The sequence below is a fragment of the Pseudomonas sp. ACN5 genome, from assembly GCF_002303975.1.
In the GTDB taxonomy this organism is placed as follows: domain Bacteria; phylum Pseudomonadota; class Gammaproteobacteria; order Pseudomonadales; family Pseudomonadaceae; genus Aquipseudomonas; species Aquipseudomonas laurylsulfatiphila.
On record NZ_MRCP01000006.1, the window covers coordinates 43,908 to 66,258 of the forward strand.

The 22,351-nt window shown below is 60.4% G+C and carries 20 protein-coding genes; 11 read left to right on the forward strand and 9 right to left on the reverse strand.

Features of this window, described 5'->3' with window-relative positions; translation table 11 throughout:
- Positions 1-80 precede the first annotated feature (80 nt).
- Genes BSF40_RS12875 through BSF40_RS12885 form a run of 3 tightly spaced genes read left to right on the forward strand, consistent with a single transcriptional unit; the run spans position 81 to position 2,954 of the window.
- On the forward strand, positions 81-1,193 hold the full coding sequence (locus tag BSF40_RS12875) for a glycosyltransferase family 1 protein (protein ID WP_095965406.1): 1,113 nt from the start codon (positions 81-83) through the stop codon (positions 1,191-1,193).
- Positions 1,186-1,962, forward strand: coding sequence for a DUF2334 domain-containing protein (locus BSF40_RS12880; protein ID WP_095965407.1), 777 nt, complete (start codon positions 1,186-1,188; stop codon positions 1,960-1,962). Before BSF40_RS12875 ends, BSF40_RS12880 begins: the two co-directional genes overlap by 8 nt.
- On the forward strand, positions 1,959-2,954 hold the full coding sequence (locus BSF40_RS12885; RefSeq protein ID WP_095965408.1) for a lysylphosphatidylglycerol synthase transmembrane domain-containing protein: 996 nt from the start codon (positions 1,959-1,961) through the stop codon (positions 2,952-2,954). The genes BSF40_RS12880 and BSF40_RS12885 overlap by 4 nt, the downstream gene beginning before the upstream one ends.
- Before the next feature lie 23 nt (positions 2,955-2,977).
- On the opposite strand, the gene BSF40_RS32715 is transcribed toward BSF40_RS12885, so the two are convergent.
- On the reverse strand, positions 2,978-3,154 hold the full coding sequence (locus tag BSF40_RS32715) for a hypothetical protein (protein WP_172435704.1): 177 nt from the start codon (positions 3,152-3,154) through the stop codon (positions 2,978-2,980).
- An 86-nt stretch (positions 3,155-3,240) separates the two neighbouring features.
- The gene (purU, locus tag BSF40_RS12890; RefSeq protein ID WP_007977367.1) at positions 3,241-4,089 is read right to left on the reverse strand and encodes a formyltetrahydrofolate deformylase; all 849 of its coding nucleotides are present in this window, start codon (positions 4,087-4,089) and stop codon (positions 3,241-3,243) included.
- Positions 4,090-4,425: 336 nt separating this feature from the next.
- Between purU and mvaT the strand changes: the two genes are divergently transcribed.
- Positions 4,426-4,803, forward strand: coding sequence for a histone-like nucleoid-structuring protein MvaT (gene mvaT / locus BSF40_RS12895; RefSeq protein ID WP_007933316.1), 378 nt, complete (start codon positions 4,426-4,428; stop codon positions 4,801-4,803).
- A 100-nt stretch (positions 4,804-4,903) separates the two neighbouring features.
- Here mvaT and sbcB read toward each other — a convergent pair whose 3' ends face one another.
- Positions 4,904-6,334 (reverse strand): exodeoxyribonuclease I, encoded by a 1,431-nt coding sequence (sbcB, locus tag BSF40_RS12900; protein WP_095965409.1) that lies wholly within the window; start codon positions 6,332-6,334, stop codon positions 4,904-4,906.
- A gap of 200 nt (positions 6,335-6,534) precedes the next feature.
- On the opposite strand from sbcB, the gene BSF40_RS12905 reads away from it, so the two are divergent.
- The 4 genes from BSF40_RS12905 to BSF40_RS12920 are packed head-to-tail and all read left to right on the forward strand — an operon-like array spanning position 6,535 to position 10,925.
- Positions 6,535-7,260, forward strand: a complete 726-nt coding sequence (locus BSF40_RS12905; RefSeq protein ID WP_095965410.1) for an RDD family protein — start codon at positions 6,535-6,537, stop codon at positions 7,258-7,260.
- Positions 7,257-8,234 carry a stage II sporulation protein M gene (locus BSF40_RS12910; protein WP_095965603.1) on the forward strand — a complete coding sequence of 326 codons (978 nt, stop codon included), beginning with the start codon at positions 7,257-7,259 and terminating at the stop codon, positions 8,232-8,234. The genes BSF40_RS12905 and BSF40_RS12910 overlap by 4 nt, the downstream gene beginning before the upstream one ends.
- On the forward strand, positions 8,221-9,765 hold the full coding sequence (locus BSF40_RS12915) for a DUF4129 domain-containing protein (protein WP_095965411.1): 1,545 nt from the start codon (positions 8,221-8,223) through the stop codon (positions 9,763-9,765). Before BSF40_RS12910 ends, BSF40_RS12915 begins: the two co-directional genes overlap by 14 nt.
- Positions 9,762-10,925, forward strand: a complete 1,164-nt coding sequence (locus BSF40_RS12920; RefSeq protein ID WP_095965412.1) for a DUF4350 domain-containing protein — start codon at positions 9,762-9,764, stop codon at positions 10,923-10,925. The genes BSF40_RS12915 and BSF40_RS12920 overlap by 4 nt, the downstream gene beginning before the upstream one ends.
- A 3-nt stretch (positions 10,926-10,928) precedes the next feature.
- On the opposite strand, the gene BSF40_RS12925 is transcribed toward BSF40_RS12920, so the two are convergent.
- Positions 10,929-13,439 (reverse strand): bifunctional diguanylate cyclase/phosphodiesterase, encoded by a 2,511-nt coding sequence (locus tag BSF40_RS12925; RefSeq protein WP_095965413.1) that lies wholly within the window; start codon positions 13,437-13,439, stop codon positions 10,929-10,931.
- 661 nt (positions 13,440-14,100) lie between these two features.
- Between BSF40_RS12925 and BSF40_RS12930 the strand changes: the two genes are divergently transcribed.
- Positions 14,101-15,102: a MoxR family ATPase gene (locus BSF40_RS12930; protein WP_095965414.1), complete on the forward strand. Its 1,002-nt coding sequence runs from the start codon at positions 14,101-14,103 to the stop codon at positions 15,100-15,102.
- The gene (locus BSF40_RS12935) at positions 15,099-16,421 is read left to right on the forward strand and encodes a DUF58 domain-containing protein (RefSeq protein WP_095965415.1); all 1,323 of its coding nucleotides are present in this window, start codon (positions 15,099-15,101) and stop codon (positions 16,419-16,421) included. Before BSF40_RS12930 ends, BSF40_RS12935 begins: the two co-directional genes overlap by 4 nt.
- A gap of 12 nt (positions 16,422-16,433) precedes the next feature.
- On the opposite strand, the gene BSF40_RS12940 is transcribed toward BSF40_RS12935, so the two are convergent.
- Together BSF40_RS12940 and BSF40_RS12945 are read right to left on the reverse strand one after the other, a co-directional pair.
- Positions 16,434-16,793, reverse strand: a complete 360-nt coding sequence (locus BSF40_RS12940) for a PilZ domain-containing protein (RefSeq protein ID WP_095965416.1) — start codon at positions 16,791-16,793, stop codon at positions 16,434-16,436.
- 234 nt (positions 16,794-17,027) lie between these two features.
- Positions 17,028-17,411, reverse strand: coding sequence for a tol-pal system YbgF family protein (locus tag BSF40_RS12945; protein ID WP_015096630.1), 384 nt, complete (start codon positions 17,409-17,411; stop codon positions 17,028-17,030).
- Between the two features lie 170 nt (positions 17,412-17,581).
- Between BSF40_RS12945 and pyk the strand changes: the two genes are divergently transcribed.
- Positions 17,582-19,033 (forward strand): pyruvate kinase, encoded by a 1,452-nt coding sequence (gene pyk, locus BSF40_RS12950; protein ID WP_007978464.1) that lies wholly within the window; start codon positions 17,582-17,584, stop codon positions 19,031-19,033.
- A 207-nt stretch (positions 19,034-19,240) separates the two neighbouring features.
- Here the strand turns inward: pyk and BSF40_RS12955 are convergent, their stop codons facing one another.
- The 3 genes from BSF40_RS12955 to BSF40_RS12965 form a co-directional block, all read right to left on the reverse strand.
- Entirely contained in the window at positions 19,241-19,990 is a 750-nt protein-coding gene (locus BSF40_RS12955; protein ID WP_095965417.1) for an enoyl-CoA hydratase-related protein, read from the reverse strand.
- 146 nt (positions 19,991-20,136) lie between these two features.
- Positions 20,137-21,072 (reverse strand): iron-sulfur-binding ferredoxin reductase, encoded by a 936-nt coding sequence (locus BSF40_RS12960; RefSeq protein WP_095965418.1) that lies wholly within the window; start codon positions 21,070-21,072, stop codon positions 20,137-20,139.
- The gene (locus BSF40_RS12965; RefSeq protein WP_095965419.1) at positions 21,065-22,171 is read right to left on the reverse strand and encodes a GGDEF domain-containing protein; all 1,107 of its coding nucleotides are present in this window, start codon (positions 22,169-22,171) and stop codon (positions 21,065-21,067) included. The genes BSF40_RS12960 and BSF40_RS12965 overlap by 8 nt, the downstream gene beginning before the upstream one ends.
- Positions 22,172-22,351: the final 180 nt, after the last annotated feature.

Here is a 22,351-nt window from a genome sequence, read left to right on the forward strand (position 1 = left end):
CCACCCGCACAACCCCAACCGAACATCTATCCTTCATAAAGGTCAACCAAGGGAATACTGGAACCGGAGGATCGTTCATCGTGCATATCGCTGACATCACCATGTTCTACGCCCCTGCCAGCGGTGGCGTGCGCACTTATCTGGATGCAAAGCACCGTCGCCTGGGCATCAAGCCGGGCATTCGCCACAGTTTGCTGATCCCCGGATCGTCCTTGAGCGAGCAGGATGGCATCTTCACCGTTCCAGCCCCTGCCTTGCCCTTCGGCAAAGGCTATCGCTTCCCGCTGCGTCTCGCGCCCTGGCGCAATGTCCTGCAGGATTTGCAACCTGACCTGATCGAAGTCGGCGACCCCTACCTCACCGCATGGGCAGCGCTGGATGCACGGCGGCAACTCGATGTACCGGTCATAGGTTTCTATCACTCGGACCTGCCGCTGCTGGTCAGCAACCGCATGGGCAACTGGGTGACCAATAACGTCGAGGCCTATGTCAGCAAGCTCTACGGCAACTTCGACCGGGTCCTGGCGCCCAGTCGGGTCATGGCCGACAAACTCACCGGGCTTGGGGTCAGGAATGTGTTCGTGCAACCCTTGGGCGTCGACCTGCAAACCTTCAATCCCATTGCCAGAGACCCCGGGCTGCGGGTCGAGTTGGGCCTGGACGACAACACCCGGCTGCTGATCTTCGCCGGGCGCGGTTCCAAGGAAAAAAACCTGCCAGTGCTGCTCGACTGCATGAAACGCCTGGGCCGCCGCTATCACCTGCTGCTGGTTGGCTCGTCGATGCCGACAGCCGTGCCGTCCAATGTGACAGTGATCGACCAGTTCTGCCCGGCGCCACAGGTGGCCCGCCTGATGGCCAGCGCCGACGCCTTGCTGCACGCCGGCGATCAGGAAACCTTCGGTCTGGTGATACTCGAAGCCATGGCCAGCGGTATTCCGGTAGTGGCCGTGGCGGCCGGGGCTTTCGAGGAAATCGTCACCGAGGACTGCGGCCGGCTTTGCGCGCCGAACGATCCAGCCGCGATGGCCACCGCTGTTCGAGACCTGTTCGGCTCGGGCAGCGTAGCCCTGGGCCGCCAAGCGCGGTTACATGCCGAACGGCATTACGCCTGGGACACGGTGGTCACCAGTTTGCTGTGCCACTACCACGCCGTGCTCGGCAGCCAATGGCCGCTGACAGCCAATGGTTGAGTCCATGAACAGGCCCGCTTTACTGCTGGTACTGCACGACGTGGCACCCCCCACCTGGGCCGATTACCAACCGTTCGTCAAAGCCGTCGACGCCTTGGGGGACGTGCCGATCACCTGGCTGGTGGTTCCCGATTACCACAAACACAACAACCTGGACGCCCATCCGCCGTTATGCCGCCAGCTCAGTGCCAGGGTCGCCCGGGGCGACGAACTGGCACTGCATGGCTATTTCCATAGCGACGAGGGGCCGATGCCCCTCAATCCCCGCGACTGGTTCATGCGTCGGGTCTACACCCACGAAGGCGAGTTTTATCGTTTGTCACAAGAAACCGCCCTCACCCGCCTGCGCTCGGGCATCGAGATGTTCCACCGGCATGACTGGCCGCTGGAAGGGTTCGTCGCCCCGGCCTGGCTGATGAGCCAGGGCACTCGCCAGGCATTGCGCCAACTGCCGTTGAGTTACACCAGCGACTCGCAGCATTTATACCGGCTACCGGATTTCACCGCGATCGAGGCGCCGGGGCTGGTCTGGAGTGCGCGCAGTGCCTGGCGCCGGGGTGTATCGAAGCTCGTCAGCGACCACCGTGAACAACGCTGGCAGCACGCCCCGGTGATTCGCCTGGGCTTGCACCCGGTGGACATGCGCCACGAGTTCTCGCACCGATACTGGCTGCAAACCCTTGAACGCCTGCTCGATAATGGACGCATTCCGATGACCAAGTCCCAGTGGCTGGCGCTGCAAAACAACCGGATGGGCTGCGCCGCATGAGTCGCGCCCTGCTATTGCTCGTCGGCCTGCTCGCGGCAGTGCTGATTCCGTTACTGTTGGGCGGCAGCGAAATCGGTTCCCGGCTGAGCGGTTTTCCGCTGCCGTGGCTGTTGATCATGTTCGGCATGATCCTGCTGTGCTGGGGGGTGAACACCCTGCGTTTGCGCCTGTTGCTGGGGGATCAACGCCACAAGGTCAGCCGGTTCAGGAGCCTTGGCGTGGTGATGGCCGCCGAATTTGCCTACTGCGCCACGCCCGGCGGCAGCGGCGGGCCGCTGACGATCATGGCGTTGCTGGCGCGTCACGGCGTGCGTCCGGCCAGGGGCAGTGCCGTGTTTGCCATGGACCAACTGAGCGACTTGCTGTTTTTCCTCTGCGCCCTGAGCGGGATTCTTGTTTACGCCCTGTTCCAGCACCTCAGTCAGCGCATGGAATGGATGCTGATGGTCAGTGCTGTTTCGCTGTTCGGCGGCTTGATCACCTGCGCCATGGTCGCCCGCTATCACCGCTCGTTGATTCGCCTGAGCGGTCGATGGCTCGCCCGAGTCAATGTCAAGGCAGCCACGCGAATGCGCTGGGCACGCAAGCTCCTGCAGTTTCTGGCGGCGTTCACCGACACGCTGAAATTGCCCGCGCAGACCTTGATCAAGGTTTTCGTCCTGACCTGTGTGCATTGGCTCCTGCGCTACAGCGTGCTCTATCTGGCGTTACGCGGGCTCGGCGCGGATTTGCAGTGGGCCTGGAGTTTTCTGATCCAGATGCTGGCGCTGAGCGCCGGGCAATTCAGCCTACTGCCGGGCGGAGCCGGGGCGGCGGAACTGACGTCGGCAGCGCTTTTGGCACCCATGGTCGGGAAATCCACGGCAGCCGCGGCGATTCTGATCTGGCGGGCGGTGACGTATTACTTCTATTTGCTGGTCGGTGGGCCAGTGTTTCTGCTGATGCTGGGGCGGCCGCTGCTGAAGAAACTGATGAAAATCAGGCAGGCCTGAAAAGATCGCAGCCTGCGATCTTTTTAATCCTTCCCGGTTTCATCGTCAGACTCCTGCTGCAGTTGCTTCCACAACTCGGCTGCCCCCGGAAACTCTGTACCGTCTTCAGGTCCCATGTCATCCGGGTCGTAGCGGCTCAGGCAACCTTCGCCCAGCGTGGCGGGAGCCTTGGATGTGGCTTTGTCCAGTGGATCGGCCATGGTCATGTCCTCGGTGCAGAAACGGCGAAGGGCCTGGAGCGATTGAACGCCCAGGCCCTTCGAATATCAACTGTCCCGCAGGTCTATCAGAAGACGACGGTTTTGTTGCCATGCACCAGCACCCGGTCTTCCAGGTGATAACGCAGGCCACGGGCCAGCACCATCTTCTCGACATCGCGGCCGAAACGCACCATGTCTTCGATGCTGTCGCTGTGGCTGACACGCACCACGTCCTGCTCGATGATCGGGCCGGCATCCAGCTCTTCGGTCACATAGTGGCAAGTCGCGCCGATCAGTTTCACACCGCGCAGGGAGGCCTGGTGATACGGCTTGGCACCGACGAACGACGGCAGGAAGCTGTGGTGAATGTTGATCACCTTGTGCGCATATTCGCTGCACAACTCGGGCGGCAGGATTTGCATGTAACGGGCCAGCACCACCACTTCGGCGTCGTGCTGTTTGACCAGGCGCGATACCTCGGCGAAAGCCGGCTGCTTGTCCTGCGGATTGACCGGAACGTGGTAGTACGGAATGCCGTGCCACTCCACCATGCTGCGCAAGTCATCATGGTTGGAAATCACGCAGGAGATTTCGCAGTCCAGTTCATCGCTGTGCCAGCGATGCAGCAAGTCGGCCAGGCAGTGCGACTCGCGGCTGGCCATCAGCACGACACGCTTCTTTTGTTCGGTATCGGTGATACGCCAGTCCATCGAGAACTCTTCGGCGATCGGGGCAAAGGCTTCGCGCAACGCTTCGATACCAAATGGCAGGGAGTCGGCACGGATTTCGTGACGCATGAAGAACCAGCCACTGAGATTGTCCGAGTGATGGCTCGCTTCAGTGATCCAACCGTTGTGTGATGCCAGAAAGTTACTGACTTTGGCAACGATGCCAACACGGTCCGGGCAAGAAATCACCAGACGAAAAGTGCGCATGAGGGGGAAACTCCAGAACTTCGCAAAGGCCGCCATTCTAGCGATTGCGCAGCAAAACTGCAGTATTGTTGACGTTTCGTCCTGCCGGAAGGTCGGTGCGGCTGGAGCGACAACACCCGTGCCGGTTCGTCCGGATGCTCTAGCGGTGCCGGGCAATTGTTAAATTATGTATATCTGACGGACCGGGATCACACTAATAACGGCATTACCAATGTGCACCCGAGACACAGCAACTAAATTAAATAAAGTTGTCTTAAATGTTTACTTGATGAAACACCGTGACTATTATTGCCGCACTGTCATCTGCCATCCAGCGTACAACATAAGGTAGTTCCCATGTCCTTGATCAACGAATATCGCGCCACCGAAGAAGCTATCAAAGAGCTGCAAGCCCGTTTGAAGAACCTGTCCCAAGACGACAAACTGCAAACCGAGCTGGAATTCGAAGGCAAACTGCGCACCTTGATGGGTGAATACTCCAAGTCCCTGCGTGACATCATCGCGCTGCTGGATCCAGAGTCGAAAACCAAGGCACCACGCGGCGGTGCAGTGAAAACTACCGGCACCAAGCGTGCTCGCAAAGTTAAACAATACAAAAACCCGCACAACGGCGAAGTCATCGAAACCAAAGGTGGCAACCACAAGACTCTGAAAGAGTGGAAAGCCAAGTGGGGCGGCGACGTGGTAGAAGGCTGGGCTACCCTGCTGGGCTAAGCCTCAGAGCCTGTCGCAGATGGATCCGTGACAAAAAAAGGAACGCCAGCAAATGCTGGCGTTTTTTATGCGCGGTATTTAAGCACCGGCAGGTTCGATTTCAAAGATGCAAACGCTGACGCAATCCCAGGACATAATCCTGCCACTCACCGAGCACCCCCTGCTGAAACGCACTGGCACTAACGCTCAATTGGGCCGCAGCCTCTACAAAACTTTCGAGGGTATTTGGCGCCCCCCATCCGGGGTCTGACAAACGCTTCTGACAGAATATTCGCCAGCGCTCTTGCTCCTCGGCATTCAACGTATCGGGAAAGTTGCGTGCGCGATATCGAAATAATAATTCAGGCAAGCGTTCGTCATCGAAAGGCCACTGCTCTTGTGCCAACTGCATCGGGTCAACGGTTCTGACTTGTTCGCACAAACGCCGGTCCCGATCACCGATGAATCCATCGTATAACTGTTGCTCCGGATCCTGGCTCTGGGAAAAATCTTCGCGGGCATAAATCGCCAGGACTTTATCCAGCCAAACTTTCCGCGTGTCATTTAGCTGCAGCACTCGCTGCTGATACAACGCCATGTCCAGACCCAGGCGCTGCTGATCATCCTGGCGAAGTACCGACAACGGGGCCACCACCGGGCACTTGTTGATGTGAATCAGCTTCAACGGCACTGGCAACTCTCCCTCGGCCAGTTCGTCGTGGCGGGTATACAAGCGCTGACGCAAACTTTCGGCATCCAGGTCGAGCAGGCCCTGGGGGTCGAGGTGCAGGTCACAGACAATCAGGGCGTTTTTGTTGCGTGGGTGCCAGGCCAGCGGCAACACCACCCCCACATAGCTGCGCGCCGCCGAAAAGCGTCCGGAAACATGCACCAGCGGTTGCAGCAGGCGTATCTGGTCCATGACTTTTTGCTTGCTGCGCAGTTGGAACAGCCAGGCGTAGAGCTTTGGCTGTTTTTCCCGAATGAGGCGCGCCAGGGCAATTGTCGCGCGAACATCCGACAGCGCCTCGTGGGCATTGCCATGATCGATGCCGTTGGCCGCGGTCAGGCGTTCAAGCTTGAGGGTGACCCGCCCTTCGTCGTCCGTCGGCCATTGCAGGCCATCGGGGCGCAAGGCATAAGCGGCGCGCACCACATCGATCAGGTCCCAGCGGCTGTTGCCGCCCTGCCATTCCCGCGCATAAGGGTCGAAAAAGTTTCGGTACAGGCTGTAGCGGGTCATCTCGTCATCGAAACGCAGCGTGTTGTACCCCGCGCCACAGGTGCCCGGTGCCGCAAGCTGGGCATGCACCCGTGTCATGAAATCCGCTTCGCTCAAGCCCTGCGCCTGCAGTTGCCCGGGCGTGATTCCCGTGATCGCACAAGCGGCCGGGTGCGGCAGGATGTCGTCGCTGGGTTGGCAATACAGATTGACCGGCTCGTCGATTTCATTGAGATCGAAGTCGGTGCGCAGGCCGGCCATTTGCAACGGACGGTCGCAACGGGGATTGATGCCAGTGGTTTCGTAGTCGTACCAGAAGATGGAGGTCACGGGCGATTCCTGAACTGAAGATCGGCAAAGTCTAGGCGTTCACCTCCCGCCACGGCCAGTAGTCTTGTCATTCAAGCAGCTTGCCCGGCTCACCATGCAATACATGGTTATGTCATTTCCCTGCGCCCCCGCCCCTCGAATAGGCTGCTAGCATCGGATAGACAGAGAATCCCGACCCAGGTCACATCATCAGGTTGCCCATGCTCGAGACCACAGCACAGCCACGGAATGCGCCGCTGTCACCCCCGCTGGATACGCGGTACCAGGTCGAAACGCCGGAGGGCGTCGACCTGCCACTGCGTCCGGCCGGGTTGATGGTTCGTGCGCTGGCGTTCGCCATCGATCTTGGTTTGCGCGGCCTGGTCCTTGGTGTGCTGTTCATTGCGCTGGCGATGCTCGGCAAATTGGGCGCCGGGCTGGGGTCGATCCTGCTGTTCGGGGTGAGCTGGTGGTACATGGTGCTGTTCGAGGTGCTCAACCAGGGGCGCTCGCCGGGCAAGCAATGGATGGGACTGCGGGTGGTGCACGACGATGGCACCCCGGTCGGCTGGTCCGCGTCGCTGCTGCGCAACCTGCTGCGCGTTGTCGACCTGTTGCCCTTCGGTTACTTCCTCGGGGCCATCAGCTGCCTGCAACACCCCCACTTCAAGCGCCTTGGCGATATCGCCGCCGGGACCCTGGTGATCTACCGCGAACGCTCGCACACCCGCCCCGAACTCCCCGAAGCCCAGCCCCGCCGCACGGCATTTGCCCTGACGCTCAGCGAGCAACGGGCCATTCTCGGGTTTGCCGAGCGCCAGGGCGAACTCTCCCGGGCGCGGGTCGATGAACTGGCTGCGATCCTCGCCCAACCGTTGCACGTCCCGGCCGCGCAGGCGGTGACCGAGCTCAATGGCATCGCCCGCGGCCTGCTGGGGCCGACATGAAGCAAAGCCTTTTTGAACGTCGGCACAAGGCCGAGTGGGACCGTTTCTGCGGGCTGCTCGAGCAGTTGGAACGGGACGGCAAGGTCACCGACACCGGCAGTTTCCCGAAGGACTACCGACGCCTGTGCCAACACCTGGCACTGGCACGGGAGCGTGGCTACAGCAGTTTTCTGATCGACTCGTTGCAGCAACAGGTGCTGCGCGGGCATCAACAGCTTTACCGTCACCGCAGCCGCCTGGGGGCCAATGCGCTGGCTTTCATCCTCGCGGATTTCCCGCGCCTGGTTCGCGAACAGTGGCGTTTCGTGCTCGCCGCCAGTCTGATGTTCTTTGTCAGCCTGGCCGGTTTCACGCTGCTGGTGTACCTGTTCCCGGACCTGATCTACAACCTGATCCCCGCCGAGCAGGTCAGCGAAATGCAAAGCATGTACGACCCCGTTGCCGGTCACCTCGGGCGCTCGGTGCAACGGGTCGCCAGTGAAGACTGGGTGATGTTCGGCTACTACATCATGCACAACATCGGCATTGCCTTTCAGACCTTCGCCAGCGGTTTGCTGTTTGGCCTGGGCAGCGTGTTCTTCCTGATTTACAACGGTCTGATGATTGGTGCCGTGGCCGGGCACCTGACCTACGTCGGCTACGGGCAGACCTTCTGGTCATTCGTGATCGGTCATGGCGCTTTCGAACTCAGCGCCATCGCCCTGGCAGGCGCCGCCGGTCTGAAGCTGGGTTGGGCGTTGGTCGCCCCGGGGCGCCTGCCCCGTGCCGAGTCCTTGCGATTGGCGGCGCGCGAGAGCGTGCTGCTGATCTGCGGGGTCATGCTGTTCCTGTTGATCGCGGCGTTTATCGAAGCCTACTGGTCATCGATGACTCGCCCTTCGTACCAGACCAAGTACCTGGTCGGCGCGGCGCTCTGGTTGCTGGTGGTGGTTTATTTCGTATTCGCCGGACGTCGCCGCCATGCGCCTGAATGACGCCAGCGTGGTCATTCGCCCGCGCTCGACCTGGGAAGCCATGGACCTCGGCGTGCTCCTGAGCCAGCGCCACCGACGCCTGCTGATGACCAGTTGGGCGTTGCTCACGTTGCCGGTGTTCGCGTTGCTCAGTTGGGGGCTCTGGGACTCGCCTTCTCTCGCCGTGTTGATTTTCTGGTGGCTGAAACCGGCATTCGACCGTTTGCCCTTGTACATCCTGTCCAAAGCCATGTTCGGCGAAACACCCACGGTCAAGCAGGCCCTGCGGCAATGGCCGCGGTTGCTCAAAGGGCAATTGCTGGCCAGCCTGAGCTGGCGACGCCTGAGTCTGCAGCGCAGTTTCGTGATGCCGGTGGCGCAACTCGAAGGCCTGGACGGACAACAACGCCAGCAGCGTTTAGCGGTGCTGCTGCAGCGGGACGCCGGCGCCGCACGCTGGCTGACGATCATCGGCGCGCACCTGGAAGGCGCGCTGTGGATCGGCTTGATGGTGTTGTTCTATCTGCTGTTGCCACAACAGGTCGCGCTGGACTGGAGCTGGCAGTCGCTGATCTCTGCGGCCACCCAGGACTGGCGCTGGCTGGAACACCTGACCAACCTGTTTTATGCAATGGTGTTGGTGGTCTGGGAGCCGATCTATGTCGCCTGCGGTTTCAGCCTTTATTTGAACCGGCGCACTGTGCTGGAGGCCTGGGATATTGAACTGGTGTTCCGCCGGATGCGCCAGCGTCTGATCAGTGCGAGCAGCGTGCTGTTGATTGCCGTGATGTTGCTGATGTCACCTGCACACAGCGTGTGGGCCGCCGAACCGGCCATTTCACCCGACAGCCCACGCCTGCTGGACCAACCCCTGAACACCCAGGTCGCCAGGGACAGCATAAAGACAATCCTCGAACAGCCGCCCTTCAAGAACCGGGAAACGGTGACACGCTATCGCTTCAGCAAAGCCCCGCCGGACGCTGAAGCGTCCGGCGACGGGCAGACACCGCAATGGTTGAAGTCCCTGTTGAAGCTGTTTGAGGGACAGCACTTCAGAGCCTTGGCGAACCTGATTGAAATCGCGCTGTGGGCCATCGTCATCGGTGCTGTCGGCCTGTTGATCTGGCGCTATCGCGACTGGGTGCAGGCGTTCGTCAGCCGGCGACCGACCCTCGGCGCCAAAGCCGTGCACCCCTTGCCGCAGCAGGCGTTTGGACTGGACCTCAAGCCCGAGTCCCTGCCCGCCGACATTGCCACCCGCGCCGAAAGCCTCTGGCAGAGCCATCCGCGCGAAGCCCTTGGCTTGCTCTATCGCGCCCTGCTCAGCCGCCTGTCGCACGACTTCAACATCGCGCTCGAGGCCGCCGACACTGAAGGGCAGGTGCTGCAGCGCATCGAGCAATTACAGCAACCAGCCTTGCTGGCCTACAGCAAAAACCTGACCGGGCACTGGCAAGACATGGCCTACGGTCACCGCCTGCCCCCCGCACAGGTGCAACAGGAACTGTGTAACGGCTGGCGCGTGTTGTTCGACCCGGAAGCGCTCCGTTGAGTCGGCGCCGGGGGACGATCGCCATTGCCCTGCTCGCTGTGCTGGTGGCTGCACTGGGTGTTTATCTGTACCTCAAGGCAACCCCTTACCAGGTCGAAATCGACCACGGTCCTTCTCCCGAAGCCAGGGCCAACCCTTATCTGGCGGCGCAGCTGTTCCTGCGTCAGCAAGGCCTGAGCGTCGATCACGCCAACGGCCTGGACATCCTGCCCAGCCTCAATCCGCATCGACACAGCCTGTTGTTGCTCGGGGACCGCTACAACATGACGCCACGGCAGATCGACCAGGTGATGAACTGGACCCGGGGCGGCGGCCGGCTGCTGTTCGTCGCCGAGTCGTTGTGGGATGAAAAAATCGGCCACAGCAATGACCTGCTGCTTGACCGGGTACAACTGCGCCAGTCCTTGAGCAAAGACCTCAAGGAGTCGCCACCGGATGTCGGCGACGATCCTTACCCACAACTGACCAAGCTCTATCTGGAAGACGAAGACGCCCCGGCCTATGCCGGTTTCGATACCGCCTTCCATCTCGAAGACCCGAAAAACCTCGCCCAGGCCTGGGCCAACAGCGCCAGGGCGACGCACATGATGCAACTCGATTACGGACTCGGATCGATCATCGTGGTCACCGATGCCGACCTGTGGAAAACCCCGGCCGTCGAGCAATACGACAACGCCTGGCTGCTCTGGTACCTGACCGCCGACACCCGCGTGACGCTGATCTTCAATACCGATCACGACAGCCTGCCGACCTTGCTGCTGCGTTACTTCCCCCAGGCGCTGGTCGCGTTGTTCGCCTTGATCGGCCTGGGTTTCTGGCACTTTGGCGTGCGTCAGGGGCCGTTGCTGGAACCGGCACCGAAAGCACGCCGGCAACTGCAGGAGCACCTGCGCGCCAGTGCCGACTTCCTGTTGCGCCGCAACGGTCAAGCCGGCTTGCTGCAAGCCTTGCAGCAGGACATTCTGCGGCGCGTGCGCCGTCGCCATCCCGGCTTTGAACAACTCGCCGTCGCCGAACAATGGTTGGTGCTCGCACGCCTGAGCGGCCAACCCACACGCGCTATCAGCCAGGCCATGAGCCCGCGTCCGAATCAACGGCTTTCCAGCGTTGAATTCAGCCGACAGGTCGCCCACCTGCAATCCCTGAGGAACGCCTTATGATCTTTATGGCGATTCAGTCTTGGTCCATGGGAAATCAGTGCTCGCCATGAACCTTTCGCGAACATACTCCACAAATTGTTCGGCTGGCAGTGGCGGGGAAAACAGGAAACCCTGGTAGGTCTGGCAGCCATGCTTGACCAGAAAGGTGCGCTGAGCTTCTGTCTCCACACCTTCTGCAATCACCGAAAGCCCCAATATCTTGCTCAGGCTCACAATCGCGCAGGCGATGGCGGCGTCGTTGGAATCAACCAGCACATCTCTGATAAAGGACTGGTCGATCTTGAGTTGATCCAGCGGAAGGCTCTTGAGGTATGACAGTGACGAGTAGCCGGTTCCGAAATCATCCAGCGAAAGGCCTATGCCGATCTCTTTCAACTCGATCATTTTGGCGACAGTACCTTCCATATCCTCTATCAGCAGGCCCTCGGTCAGTTCCAGTTTCAATTTCTTCGGATCGGCCCCCGTGTATCTCAGTACTTGCAGTACCTCCTCGACGAAGTCCGGATGGTGAAACTGGCGGGCGCTGACATTCACAGCCATACCCAGCCGGGCGGTTTCCGAATGCTTTGCCCAGGCAACCAGCTGAGTGCAGGCTGCCTGCAGCGCCCAACGGCCTAACGGCAGAATCAACCCCGTTTCCTCTGCCAATGGAATGAACTCGCCTGGAAACACGACTCCGCGCTCAGGATTCTGCCATCTCATCAGTGCCTCTGCGCCAATGATACGGCCCTCACTATTGACCTGCGGCTGGTAATGAAGAAGGAATTCGTTGTCCTGCAAGCCTTGGCGCAAGTCCACTTCCAGTCTGGCGCGTGCCGTGGCAACCGCCTGCATTTCCGGATCGAAGAAGCGCATGGTGTTGCGGCCCGCCGCCTTGGCGCGATACATCGCCAGGTCAGCGCGCTTCAAAATATCGTCCGCTGTGCTCAGCTGCCCCTGGAACAGCGCAATGCCGAGGCTGGGGGTGCTGTGGTGCTCATATCCATCCAACTGGTAGGAAATGTTCAGAGAGTTGAGAATCTTTTCGCCAATAGCCTTGGCCTGGATAGCGGCTTCTGGAGGATTTTCATTAAGGCCATCCAGCAGGACGACGAATTCGTCTCCGCCCAGGCGAGCCACGGTGTCGCTCTCGCGTATGCAGCCGCAAAGGCGCAGAGCAACTTGCTGCAGCAACATGTCGCCTCTGTCATGCCCCAGCGTGTCGTTCAGTGCCTTGAAGTTATCCAGGTCAATGAGAATTATCCCGCTCGTATGCAGCCTACGGGAGCTGCCCGCCAGCAGATGCTGTAACCGGTCCAACATGAGCCGCCTGTTGGCCAGCCCGGTCAACTGATCGTAGAAGGCCAAACGCTGGACCTCTTGCTCAGCGGTCTTACGGTGGGTGATGTCTGTATTGATCGACAGAACGGATTGCGGCTGGCCATCATCGTCTCGCACCAGGGTGCGATGACTTTCGAGCGTGATGGTGCAGCCATCCCGGCGTCTAAGTGTAACTTCGTCCGCCCAGTCACCCGTTTCTATCAGGCTGTTAGTGGCCGCATTGAATGCGGCGCTACCCTGGTAGATCAGCTCCTGTGCCGATTTGCCGAGTGCCTCTTCCTTTGACAGACCGTAGAGACGCTCGGCACTTTTGTTCCAGTACAGGATGCGGTTATCCATCCCGTGAACGACAATGGCGTCCTGGGCCTTGTCCAGCAGCGATGCTTGCTGGCGGGCCTGCTTCTCGCTTTCGCGCAGCACTGCCAGATAACCTTCCCTTTCAGCTGCTTGCGACTCCATTTCGCGCCTGATCTTGCCCCCGTAGATCATGGCCGCACTGACCATCAACAGCACGAACACCATGATCGCGTATTCGACCCGGCGCAGTTCTTCGACCGACTCAAGCTCCTCCTCCAGGAGCTTGCTTTGAATCAGGCCAACGCGATCGCGCACGGTACTGAGTGAGGCGAGCAACTGGGCAAACTTCCTGTCCATCGTTGCCATGCGTTTGCCAGCATTATCCGACTGCCCCTCCCTGAAGTAGGAAAAGATCAGCAAGGCCTCGTTCACCATTTCGACCATCGCGGCATCAACTGCACCCACCTCATCCTTCAATGCAAGGGTAAAGGCTTGGATATCTGCACTGTGTTCAGCCTCATGAGCGATCCGTTCTTCCAACTGTTTTTTAGCCATTGCCAAATGCTGGTTGAAGGCGCGCAAGGCTTCATTCATGTTCCGCGATTCGGCTTCAACATTATGTGTATCGAATACATTATTGCCCGGCGCATTGACTGTGGAAGCCAGGCTGCCCAGCGTTGAATAGCTCGACAGCTGTTGGACCCACGACTGGTTTGCCTTGATGGAGCGGTGATAGGTATCGACGATCAGGTGATTCAATAGCACGCTCAGCACAACAACCAGCACGTCGAATCCCGCAAGAAAAAAGTACATGCGGTGCCATTTGGTCGAGCGTGGCTTATTTGGACTGGTGGGTATGGCTTGCTTTGCGGCGCTTTTATCCCTGAAAGAATCCATTTCACAATCTCCAAACATAATCCTTCTAAATTGACCAATAGAAGCGGTATTCGGAAACCAATCAAGCTTTTGTGCCGACACTAAGCAATGCATTTGGCGATGCTAATTTCATGGTGAAATTTTTTACTCTCGGAAGCAGTCTCTTAATATTTCGGCGATAAAGCGAAATCATTTTCATTTGTTGTGTTTGACATCATCGTTTCAGGTAACGATTCTCCTCGCTCTCCATTGTAGAACTGAACGTCGGCAATCACTTTTGCCAGATGTTCTGTACCTTTCAATGTCCTCAGCCTCGTTCTGCACCTATGGCGAGCGTGCAGACCAAGCTTAGCTACTAATCTGCCATTATTCTGTTCGCCGACTGCTCCAGGTCGGTAGTAGCCCTTGATGGTCGGCAGCTTTGCGCCAGAAGCTGACCTTCGATCGAGGCAGGCAATGTCGGCAGTTGCACTTCAGGGTGGGCGAGTGACGGCTGAGATAGACTAACCTCCACCTCTGACGAATGCTCAAATGTGGGGTTGCCATGGGATTGCAATGAAGCAGATTGGCAGTCACTCACTCCTTCCACGCGTAAAAAAACACGTGAAAAAAGTTAGATTAGGTAAGTGACTGATTTATGGAAGATAAAACCAATGTAGCAGTTAGCAAGGCTCCGGAACCAATGAATGAGCCGATCGAGTCCGACGCAACGAGCCATGCCGCTCAACAGCGCCAGCGTGCCGGCCATCTGGCCCAGGCCGTACGCAAAGAATTGCAAAAAGCCGTGATTGGCCAGGACAGCGTGATCGACGACGTGCTGACCGCGCTGATCGCTGGCGGCCACGTATTGCTCGAAGGCGTGCCGGGGCTGGGCAAGACCCTGTTGGTACGCGCCCTCGCCCGTTGCTTCGGCGGTGAGTTCGCACGCATCCAGTTCACCCCGGACCTGATGCCCAGCGACGTCACCGGGCACGCCGTGTATGACATGCAGACCGAGCAATTCAAGCTGCGCAAAGGGCCGTTATTCACCAACCTGCTACTGGCCGACGAGATCAACCGCGCCCCGGCGAAAACCCAGGCGGCGCTGCTCGAAGCCATGCAGGAACGGCAAGTCACCCTCGAAGGCCAGCCATTGCCGATCGCTCAACCCTTCATGGTGCTCGCCACGCAAAACCCGATCGAACAGGAAGGCACTTACCCGCTGCCGGAAGCCGAACTGGATCGCTTCATGCTCAAGGTGCGCATGGATTACCCGGACGCCGAGCAAGAGCTGGACATGGTGCGTCAGGTCAGCCGCTCGACCCGGGCCGACATGCTCGATGTCCAGCCGATGCGCACCTTGTTGCAGGCCAGGGATGTGCTGGCCCTGCAACGCATCGCCAGCGACCTGGCGCTGGACGATCAGGTGCTCGATTACGCCGTGCGCCTGGCCCGCTCCACCCGCAGTTGGCCCGGACTGATCCTCGGCGCCGGCCCGCGCGCGTCCATCGCGCTGGTGCGGTGTGCCCGTGCCCGTGCGCTGCTGCGCGGCGGGGAGTTCGTGATTCCGGACGACATCAAGGGTTGCGCCCTGGCTGTGTTGCGTCATCGTGTGCGCATCGCGCCGGAACTGGACATCGAAGGGCTGGATGTCGATCAGGTGCTCCGGCAGATGCTCGACCAAGTACCGGCACCGCGGCAGTGAAACCCTCGCGCCTGCTATTGATCTGGTTAACGTCGCTACTGGCCATCGGCATCGTGCTCGGCAGTCTGCGGGCGTTGGAGCTGGCGGTACCGGCGAGCATCACGCAGATCAATTGGGGACTGCTCCTGGCATTGCTGGTCCTGGCCCTGCTCGATGCCTTTGGGCTGAAGCGACTACCCTCGCCCCGGCTGAGCCGTGAGATACCCGGCAGTCTGGCCCTCGGTCGCTGGAGCGATGTGCAACTGATCCTTGAACACGACTTTTCACAACCGCTGAGCGTACAGATCTTCGACCATGTACCCTCGGGCCTGGACTTCGAACTCCTGCCGCTGACTGTCGAGTTGCAACCGGGCCAGCACAGCCGAATCGACTATCGGCTACGTCCGCTCAAACGCGGGCACTTCAGCTTTGAGCACTGCGAAATCAACCTGCCGAGCCCCTTGGGTTTGTGGTCCGACAAACGCATTCTCGATGCCGCGGACAACACCCGCGTCTATCCCGACTTCGCCCGCCTCTATGGCGGCCAGTTACTGGCTGTGGATAACTGGCTCAGCCAGCTCGGCGTACGTCAACGCCAGCGTCGCGGCCTGGGTCTGGAGTTTCATCAGCTACGAGAATTTCGCGAAGGCGACAGCCTGCGCCAGATCGACTGGAAAGCCACCGCTCGCCAGCGCTCGCCCATTGCCCGGGAGTATCAGGACGAACGCGACCAGCAGATCATCTTCATGCTCGACTGCGGCCGGCACATGCGCAGCCAGGACGGCGAGCTGTCGCACTTCGACCATGCGCTTAATGCGTGTTTGCTGCTCAGCTACGTCGCGCTACGCCAGGGCGACGCGGTGGGCCTGAGTACCTTTGCCAGCGAGCAGCCGCGCTACCTTGCGCCGGTAAAAGGCACCAGCCATCTCAACACACTGCTCAATCGCGTCTATGACTTGCACAGCAGCCAACGTAGCGCCGACTACCAAGCCGCCGCTACGCAACTGCTGGCACGGCAAAAACGCCGGGCACTGGTGGTACTGGTGACCAACCTGCGCGAAGAGGACGACGATGAGTTGCTCCCGGCGGTCAAGCGCCTGAGCCAGCAGCACCAGGTGCTGGTCGCGAGCCTGCGCGAGAACGTGCTCGACACCTTGCGCCAGTCACCGGTACAGACCTTGCCCGAGGCGCTGGCCTATTGCGGGACCGTGGACTATCTCAATGCACGCGCCGAACTCCATGAGCGATTGAACGCTCATGGCGTGTTGGTGATGGATGCGCTACCCGGCGAGTTGGGGGCGGCGTTGGTGACGCGGTATCTGGGCTGGAAAAGAGCTTGAGCCTGAGTGATCTCAAGCCGAGGCCGGCAACGACTGAAAACTGAAGTACTGCTTCAACGCCCTCACCAATTGCCCATACTCCGGCGGTGCCCGTTGCAGGCTGAAACCGGCGTCGTAATGTTGGGGGGTCGCGTCTTCGTGGCACCACAGGCAACAGGCCTGCAGGTCGATGATCCGCTGGCCGCCTTCGGTCGCCGGGATTTTCAGGCGCAGGTTGAAGTCCGCGCCGATCATCATTGGCAGCTGGCTGATCAGCATCAGCCCGTCTTCGGAGACATTGCCCAGGTAGCCGATGGGTTTGCCGGTGATACCGTTGAATACTTTCAGGAAATACGGCAGTTGATGCCGCTCGATTCGGCGGTCGGTGAACATGTGCGTTTTCGCTATGCAAGGCTCTTAAGCAGAGCCGCACTACTGCTTCGGAACGGGTACTCATTGAGTCTTGGCCCGCTCTCCCCGCTCCCGGTGCGCCAGTCCTTACGGCGCTGAGTCCTGCTTTTGCCGGTCACAGGTGTTGCCCCGATTCAGAGGCAAGGCTCTAAAACCGGTTCCCTGGACTATAGCTCACCGCCGCCGGGGAGCCAGCGATGGAATGCTCGCCTGCCATCAGAACTGCGTCGGTTTTACCGCCGCGGCACTGCGCAGCGGGTAGTGGCCCAGGCTCTGCAAGGTTTCCAGGCGGGCGCGGGCGCGGTAGGCGTATTCGCTTTGCGGATAGGCGGCAATAATGAACTGGTAGGTCTGGGCCGCGTCGATAAACATCTTCTGCCGCTCCAGGCACTGGCCGCGCATCATCGACACTTCCGGCCATACGTAAGGCCGCGCGCGGCTGTCGCGTTCGACCTTGGACAGTTCGAGCATCACCTGCTCGCAATTGCCCCGGTCATAGGCGCTGTAGGCATTGTTCAAGTGATGGTTCATTGCCCAACGGGTGCAGCCCGTGGCACTGAGGGCGCCGACGGCAAGGGCAGCAATGAGTACGAATCGCATGGGGATCTCCTGTCTTGAACGTTGTATCGACCCGTGGGCGAAAATCTTCAGGCTGCCTGGCGCAAAGTTGTCAGGTTCAATAAAGAAAGAAAAAAGTAGTGCATACGAACAATGACTACACCTTCGGAGCATAGTAGCCTCACTCAGCGCTTGAACTCAGGAGTCTTTGCATGTCCGTCCGTCGTACCAAAATCGTCGCCACCCTTGGCCCGGCCAGTAACTCGCCGGAAGTTCTCGAACAGCTGATTCTGGCTGGCCTGGACGTCGCCCGCCTGAACTTCTCCCACGGCACCCCCGACGAGCACAAGGCTCGCGCAAAGCTGGTGCGTGACCTCGCTGCCAAGCACGGCCGCTTTGTCGCCCTGCTGGGTGACCTGCAAGGCCCGAAAATCCGTATCGCCAAATTCGCCAACAAGAAGATCGAGCTGAAGATCGGTGATCAATTCACCTTCTCCACCAGCCATCCTCTGACCGAAGGCAACCAGCAAGTGGTCGGCATCGACTACCCGGACCTGGTCAAGGACTGCGGCGTGGGCGACGAGCTGCTGCTCGACGACGGTCGCGTGGTGATGCGCGTCGATACCGCCACGGCCACCGAACTGAACTGCACCGTGACCATCGGCGGCCCGCTGTCCGACCACAAAGGCATCAACCGTCGCGGTGGCGGCCTGACCGCTCCGGCCCTGACTGAAAAAGACAAGGCTGACATCAAGCTCGCTGCGGAAATGGAAGTCGACTACCTCGCGGTGTCCTTCCCGCGTGACGCCGCCGACATGGAATACGCCCGTCAACTGCGCGACGAAGCCGGCGGCACTGCCTGGCTGGTGGCGAAGATCGAACGCGCCGAAGCCGTGGCCGACGACGAAACCCTCGACGGCCTGATCAAGGCGTCCGACGCGGTGATGGTTGCCCGTGGTGACCTGGGTGTGGAAATCGGCGACGCCGAACTGGTGGGCATCCAGAAGAAGATCATTCTGCACGCACGTCGTCACAACAAGGCGGTGATCGTCGCGACCCAGATGATGGAGTCGATGATCCAGAACCCGATGCCGACCCGCGCCGAAGTGTCCGACGTGGCCAACGCCGTGCTCGACTACACCGACGCCGTGATGCTCTCGGCCGAAAGTGCCGCTGGCCTGTACCCGCTGGAAGCCGTTCAGGCCATGGCGCGTATCTGTGTCGGTGCCGAAAAGCACCCGACCAGCAAGACCTCCAGCCACCGCATCGGCAAGGAGTTCCAGCGCTGCGACGAGAGCATTGCGCTGGCGACCATGTACACCGCCAACCACTTCCCGGGCGTGAAGGCGATTATCGCCCTGACCGAAAGTGGCTACACCCCGCTGATCATGTCGCGTATCCGTTCCTCGGTGCCGATCTACGCGTTCACCCCGCACCGCGAAGCCCAGGCTCGCGCGGCAATGTTCCGTGGCGTGTACACCATCCCGTTCGACCCGGCTTCGCTGGCACCGAACGAAGTCAGCCAGAAGGCGATCGACGAGCTGGTCAAGCGCGGCGTAGTACAGAAAGGCGACTGGGTCATCCTGACCAAGGGTGACAGCTACCACACCACCGGCGGCACCAACGGCATGAAGATCCTGCACGTTGGCGATCCGATGGTCTGAGTGACCGGTTGCTGAAAATCAAAAGCCCCGCCATGTGAATGGCGGGGCTTTTTGTTTTCTTATCCATTTTTTGTTTTGCCTGATCCGCCCCCTTCGCGGGCAAGCCCGCTCCCACAGGGGTTTCCGTTGGACACAGGTTTTGTGAACAACACCGGCTACTGTGGGAGCGGGCTTGCCCGCGAAGGGGCCGGCCCTGACACCGCAAGTTCAATGCCGCTTGATAAACCCGGTCAACGCCGCCAACGCTTCCGGCGAACGCAACCGCTGGGTGAACAACGCCCCCTCCTCTTCAATCACCTTGCGCAACAGCTCCCGATCCGGCGCTTTCATCAGTTGCTTGCTGATCCGCACCGCTTCCGGCGGCAGCGACTCAAAGCGCAAGGCCATCTCCCGTCCCTTGGCCAAGGCCTCTTCGCCACTGCCCAAGGCCTCATTGGCAATGCCCCAGGCAGCCGCCTGTTCACCGCTGAAACCTTCACCCAGCAGCAACAACTCCGCCGCTTTGGCCTGCCCGAGCAAGCGCGGCAGGATCAGGCTGGAACCGAACTCAGGGCATAACCCGAGATTGACGAACGGCATGCGCAGGCGCGCATCGCGGCTGACGTAGACCAGATCGCAATGCAGCAACATCGTCGTGCCAATGCCCACCGCCGCCCCGGCCACGGCGGCGATCACTGGCTTGCGGCATTCGAGCAGATTGAGCATGAACTGGAACACCGGGCTGTCGAGGCTGGTCGGCGGTTGCTGGATGAAATCGGCGATGTCGTTGCCGGCGGTGAAGCATTCGGCAGAGCCGCTGATCAGTACGGCATTGATCCCCGGGTCGTTGTCGGCCTGTTTCAGCGCCTCGGCCAGTTGGCTGTACATGGCGCGGGTCAGGGCGTTTTTCTTGTCCGGGCGATTCAGGCGCAGGGTCAACAGGCCGCGTTCGCGTTCAACTTGGATGGCATCGGTCATGGCAGGACTCAGCGGTGCGAAGTCAGAAGATTTCATTGTGGCGAGCGAGCTTGCTCGCGCCGGGCTGCGCAGCAGCCCCAAAAACCCGTGAGCGCTGCGCACTCAAGCGCGAGCAAGCCCGCTCGCCACAACAGCGGATTCAGCGCTCAACCACGGGGCAGGAACACATCGGCCAGCAGTTGATTGCGCGGCAAGCCCGCCAGGTACAGGCGCCGGGCAAAGGCATCGACACTGTCGGGGGCTCCGCAGAGTAAGGCCAGGGTTTGCCGGGACACAAGCCGCAGTTGCGCCAAAGCCGCTGGCAACTCGGCCGGGGTCCAGAGTTCGACACTCAAGTTCGGACGGCTGGCGACCATGGCCTGCAGAGGCTTGGCCAGGTAGTGCTCATCGGCATCATGGGCCAGGTGAATGACACGGATGGCACCCTGGTGATCCTGACGCAGCGCTTCGCGCAACACACCAAACAACGGACCCAACCCGGTGCCGGCTGCCAGCAACCACAATGGCCGGGTATGCCAGTCCGGATCGTAATGCAAGGCACCGCCGCGCAATTCACCGAGACGGATCGGATCGCCGATGCGCAATTGTCGGGCGGCATCGCTGAATTCCCCGGGCTTGCGGCAATCGAGATGAAACTCGAGAAAACGGTCTTCCTGCGGCAGGCTGGCAAGGGAATACGGCCGCGCCACGTTGCCCGCCCACAACACCAGGTGCTGGCCGGCGCTGTAGCGCAACGGTCGCTGCGCGATCACCCGCAAGCGCAGCACCGTGGTGCTCAGCCAATCGACGGCGGCGACCTCGGCCGGTTGACCATCGACCTGCGGGTCGAAAGCATGCACCTGCAAGTCCTCGACCACCTGGCACTGGCACGCCAGGCGCCAACCCTGTTCTCGCTGCTGCGCACTCAGGGCATCCGGCCGGCTGTCGCTCGGCAGTCCCCGCACACATTGCACCAGGCACGCATGGCAACTGCCGGCGCGGCAACTGTAGGGCACCGGCACGCCGTTCTGATTCAGCGCGTCGAGCAGATTGCTGCCCGCCGCTACCGACCAGTGGCGCTCGCCAACCCGCAACTCAGGCATCGACGTTCTCCCACGCCGCCGCGCATCGGTTACGACCGTCACGCTTGGCCCGATAGAGCGCCTGATCGGCCCGTTGCAGCGCGTCATCGAGGTCGTCGCCCAACTCCAGCAGGGTCATGCCGGCGGACAGGCTGAGATTGCGCACATTCAGACCGATCAACTCGACATCGGTGAAGGCGATGCGCAGCCGTTCGCAGCACGAAGTCAGACTGTCGGCATCGCAATCGGGCAGCAGCACCACGAATTCTTCGCCGCCGTAGCGAGCCAGAACATCGCTGTCACGCAGGCACGCGGTGGCAACGCCGGCAAAGGCTTGCAGCACCTGATCGCCGGCGGCATGCCCGTGCAGATCGTTGATGCGTTTGAAATGGTCGAGGTCGATCAGCGCCAGGCCATGTACGACACCGGCTTCCATGGCGTTCAACTCGCGGGAAGCCAGGCGCAGGAAATGCCGGCGATTGAACAGGCCTGTGAGTTCGTCGGTGGCCACCAGGTCTTCGAGCTGGCGCATCATCCCGCGCAAGGTGTCCTGGTGCGCCTGCAAGGCAAAACGCCGCTGACGCATGCGTTGTCGTGAAGCCTGGACGTAGCGGGCATACAACACCAGCCACACCAGCACGATGAACAGCACGCACACCTGCAACACCGCCATGGCCGGGTCGGGCAACTGGAAGTGGTAGCCCTCCCACAGAGTGATCGCGCTAAAGCTGAAGAACACCAGCAATGCGCATCGCACAAAGGATCGACGTGACAGATGGAACAGGCCGAACAGCAGGATAAGAACGTAAAACACCAGGAACGCCCCCCGGGCTTCGTCCAGATGGGCGATCAGCCAGGTTTGCCAGCCAAGCCCCAATAACACTTGCGCCTCGGTCAGGCTGGGGTCGGCGAAACGCAGGTTGCAGCCGCTGTAGAACACCGCGAACAGGATGGCCTGGCTGGTCACGACCAGTGCGCTGCCGATGGCGACACTGGCCAGCGGCGCGTCGTAGTGACCGGTGAAAAACGCCAGCCACAGCAATAGCAATGCCAGGGCATAGGTGCCGGCCGCGAGGGCGAAACGTTTGAGCAACAGGCGCTGGATGGCGTTATGGGTCAATCGTTGACTCACCAATTGAAAGGAGACTGACAGAGCGTCCTACTCTACAGACCGAATGTCACTTTAGTGGCGTGGCCGATAAATGACCATTCAATTTTCGGGATGACCCGATTCCCCTGCAGGAGCTGCCGCAGGCTGCGATCTTTTGATCTTGCCCCTTAAAAGATCGCAGCCTTCGGC

What these genes read in the sequence shown, in the direction of transcription:
- BSF40_RS12880 (WP_095965407.1), top strand. Translation starts at nt 1,186, where the DNA reads ATGGTTGAGTCCATGAACAGGCCCGCTTTACTGCTGGTACTGCACGAC.
- BSF40_RS12885 (WP_095965408.1), top strand. Translation starts at nt 1,959, where the DNA reads ATGAGTCGCGCCCTGCTATTGCTCGTCGGCCTGCTCGCGGCAGTGCTG.
- BSF40_RS32715 (WP_172435704.1), bottom strand. Translation starts at nt 3,154, where the DNA reads ATGGCCGATCCACTGGACAAAGCCACATCCAAGGCTCCCGCCACGCTG.
- purU (WP_007977367.1), bottom strand. Translation starts at nt 4,089, where the DNA reads ATGCGCACTTTTCGTCTGGTGATTTCTTGCCCGGACCGTGTTGGCATC.
- mvaT (WP_007933316.1), top strand. Translation starts at nt 4,426, where the DNA reads ATGTCCTTGATCAACGAATATCGCGCCACCGAAGAAGCTATCAAAGAG.
- BSF40_RS12905 (WP_095965410.1), top strand. Translation starts at nt 6,535, where the DNA reads ATGCTCGAGACCACAGCACAGCCACGGAATGCGCCGCTGTCACCCCCG.
- BSF40_RS12910 (WP_095965603.1), top strand. Translation starts at nt 7,257, where the DNA reads ATGAAGCAAAGCCTTTTTGAACGTCGGCACAAGGCCGAGTGGGACCGT.
- BSF40_RS12915 (WP_095965411.1), top strand. Translation starts at nt 8,221, where the DNA reads ATGCGCCTGAATGACGCCAGCGTGGTCATTCGCCCGCGCTCGACCTGG.
- BSF40_RS12925 (WP_095965413.1), bottom strand. Translation starts at nt 13,439, where the DNA reads ATGGATTCTTTCAGGGATAAAAGCGCCGCAAAGCAAGCCATACCCACC.
- BSF40_RS12930 (WP_095965414.1), top strand. Translation starts at nt 14,101, where the DNA reads ATGAATGAGCCGATCGAGTCCGACGCAACGAGCCATGCCGCTCAACAG.
- BSF40_RS12940 (WP_095965416.1), bottom strand. Translation starts at nt 16,793, where the DNA reads ATGTTCACCGACCGCCGAATCGAGCGGCATCAACTGCCGTATTTCCTG.
- BSF40_RS12945 (WP_015096630.1), bottom strand. Translation starts at nt 17,411, where the DNA reads ATGCGATTCGTACTCATTGCTGCCCTTGCCGTCGGCGCCCTCAGTGCC.
- pyk (WP_007978464.1), top strand. Translation starts at nt 17,582, where the DNA reads ATGTCCGTCCGTCGTACCAAAATCGTCGCCACCCTTGGCCCGGCCAGT.
- BSF40_RS12955 (WP_095965417.1), bottom strand. Translation starts at nt 19,990, where the DNA reads ATGACCGATGCCATCCAAGTTGAACGCGAACGCGGCCTGTTGACCCTG.
- BSF40_RS12960 (WP_095965418.1), bottom strand. Translation starts at nt 21,072, where the DNA reads ATGCCTGAGTTGCGGGTTGGCGAGCGCCACTGGTCGGTAGCGGCGGGC.